This is a genomic window from Vibrio sp. 1874 (assembly GCF_033344395.1).
GTDB classification, from domain to species: domain Bacteria; phylum Pseudomonadota; class Gammaproteobacteria; order Enterobacterales; family Vibrionaceae; genus Vibrio; species Vibrio alginolyticus.
The window spans coordinates 1-2,181 of the sequence record NZ_JAWPOR010000048.1; the positions used below are offsets into that span (position 1 = coordinate 1).

The 2,181-nt window shown below is 40.4% G+C and carries 4 protein-coding genes; 3 read left to right on the forward strand and 1 reads right to left on the reverse strand.

What is annotated here, in order from left to right:
• Positions 1-296: 296 nt before the first annotated feature.
• The 3 genes from R8N46_RS24325 to R8N46_RS24335 all read left to right on the forward strand — a co-directional run bounded on the left by R8N46_RS24325 (position 297) and on the right by R8N46_RS24335 (position 1,688).
• Complete coding sequence (locus tag R8N46_RS24325) at positions 297-926, forward strand: hypothetical protein (protein ID WP_171346329.1); 630 nt, start codon at positions 297-299, stop codon at positions 924-926.
• Between the two features lie 199 nt (positions 927-1,125).
• Positions 1,126-1,371 (forward strand): type II toxin-antitoxin system CcdA family antitoxin, encoded by a 246-nt coding sequence (locus R8N46_RS24330; protein WP_038140558.1) that lies wholly within the window; start codon positions 1,126-1,128, stop codon positions 1,369-1,371.
• Entirely contained in the window at positions 1,371-1,688 is a 318-nt protein-coding gene (locus tag R8N46_RS24335; RefSeq protein WP_095482530.1) for a CcdB family protein, read from the forward strand. The genes R8N46_RS24330 and R8N46_RS24335 overlap by 1 nt, the downstream gene beginning before the upstream one ends.
• 128 nt (positions 1,689-1,816) lie before the next feature.
• On the opposite strand, the gene R8N46_RS24340 is transcribed toward R8N46_RS24335, so the two are convergent.
• The gene (locus tag R8N46_RS24340; protein ID WP_054702819.1) at positions 1,817-2,089 is read right to left on the reverse strand and encodes a nicotinamide mononucleotide transporter; all 273 of its coding nucleotides are present in this window, start codon (positions 2,087-2,089) and stop codon (positions 1,817-1,819) included.
• Between the last annotated feature and the right edge of the window lie 92 nt (positions 2,090-2,181).

Below are 2,181 nucleotides of genomic sequence, written 5' to 3' on the forward strand. Positions count from 1 at the left end.
AGCGTTAAGTCGGAATCATCTTTGCAACCTGGAATGCGGGATGAAACGTATCTTACATTTTTGAATCTATCGGGAATGTCCATGTCCATTTTCTCCCAAACCACATAACGCCCAATTAAGGGGTGAACAACGCTACCACTCACCTAAAACATTGTGCCATAAACACTAAATTTGAAGTAGAAGCAAAAGTGCCAAGCGTTGTGAATCCCTCTTAAATTGCTTGTTATGTTACCAAATGCATTACCACCCATACAGCATATGATAACATTCATGATGTTCAACTTCGGAGTATGTATATGAAAGGTTCACTGTTTGCATTTTTAACTAGCCTAATTTTCATTTTGATACAAAACAGCCCAGAGTCTGTAAAATCAAACATTAGCAAGTGGCTAATCACCTTTAACATTGATCCAGAAAAACTGTCCTACACTGTTGAGCAATATACTTACATAATTACCCCAATTGCCTATGTAACAATCGGTATAAGCCTTGCCATTATTTTTACTAGCTTAAAAAAACGTAACAACGGAAATGTACAACAAGTTCAATACAATCAATCCGTAACATCCCATAACCAAAGTGGCGGCATTACAGCACATAAAGTTGTACTAGGCTCACAAGAGCGCACATTAACATCAGAACTTAAGCGTGAGTTGCTGAAGACTTTAGATATTCAGAAGAAAGTAGACTTCTCAATTGCGATGAATGATCAAGAAGCTGAGAAGTATGCATATGAAATTCGTAACTTCTTGATAGCTGAAGGCTATGAGATGGAGTTTAGAACGATGCAATATGAGGCCATGGCTGGCGGTCAAGGGATACCCTATTTAAATACCAACGGAGACATCAGCATTATCCTAATTGGACCAAATGTGAAAACTAGCGAGCAAATTCAGTTTCTGGGGTCTGCTTGTAGACCTGCATAGGACAGGTGGTGAGTTGGTCACATAACGCCTTGTTAAGGTGTGAGGCACGCAATACCGATGCCGCCGCATACCACCTTAACCACTAAAATCAACGCATAGTAAAAATGCCACGCGTGCCGAATCACTCTTGAACAATTTGTTATATGCCTAGCTTTCACCTATACTCAATGCGCACCATCAATACGCATAGGATTACTTTATGAGAAACACATATAGCACACATGCACCTAAAAAGGCTACAAACCTTAGCCTAAACAGTGAGTTACTTGCCGAAGCTAAGCGCCTAAACATCAACCTATCAGCAACAATGGAAAAGGCTTTGGAAAAGGAAGTAAAACAACAATTGAAAGCCGAATGGCTAGAACAAAATGCCGAAGCTATTGAAGCTTGTAACGACTTAACTGCAAAACACGGACTATTTTCCGATTCATACCGAGTATTCTAATGGCACAATTTACGCTTTATAAAAACAACGATAAGAGCACCGCAAGCGCTTACCCATATTTTGTCGATGTCCAAAGCGAGTTGCTAGATTCACTGAATACTCGCTTGGTGATTCCCTTAACTCCTATCGAGCTGTTAGAGAAAAAAGCCCCTAGCCACCTGTGCCCTACGATCCATATTGATGAAGGTGACTTTGTGATTCTTACTCAACAAATGGCTAGTGTACCAACTAAAATCCTTACGACCCCAGTCAATGAGCTAAGCACGTTTAGAAACGAAATTATTGCTGCTATCGACTTTTTGATTACTGGTATATAACGCCCTGTTAAGGGGTGAGCAACGCAATACAAAAGCCGCCGCAAACCACCTTAATCACTAAAATCAACGCATAGTGAAAATGCCACGCGTTGCGAATCCCTCTTGAACAGTTTGTTATGTGCGAACTTCTAGCTTGTAGATGACTGCTCAGCAACACTAACTTTAGGCTCTTTCTCTGGCGTCGACCATTTGATGATTGCTCTAAGGTTCATTGAGAAAAAGATGATATTTGCAATTATCATTGCCACACTGCCAGTAAGATAACCAACTGCTACCCAACTAGTGTTACCGCACATCATTAAAATGAAACCGATTTTGTTCTTATTTCCAATTTGCCAAATTGCAAGAAACGTAAGTACCATTGCAACCCAGTCGATTCCATAGTACTGAAAATATTTCATTTTTCCTCCAAGCACATAACGCCTTGCTAAGGTGTGAGTAACGCAATACAAAAGCTACCGCACAGCGCCTTAATCACATAAGCCACCGCAAA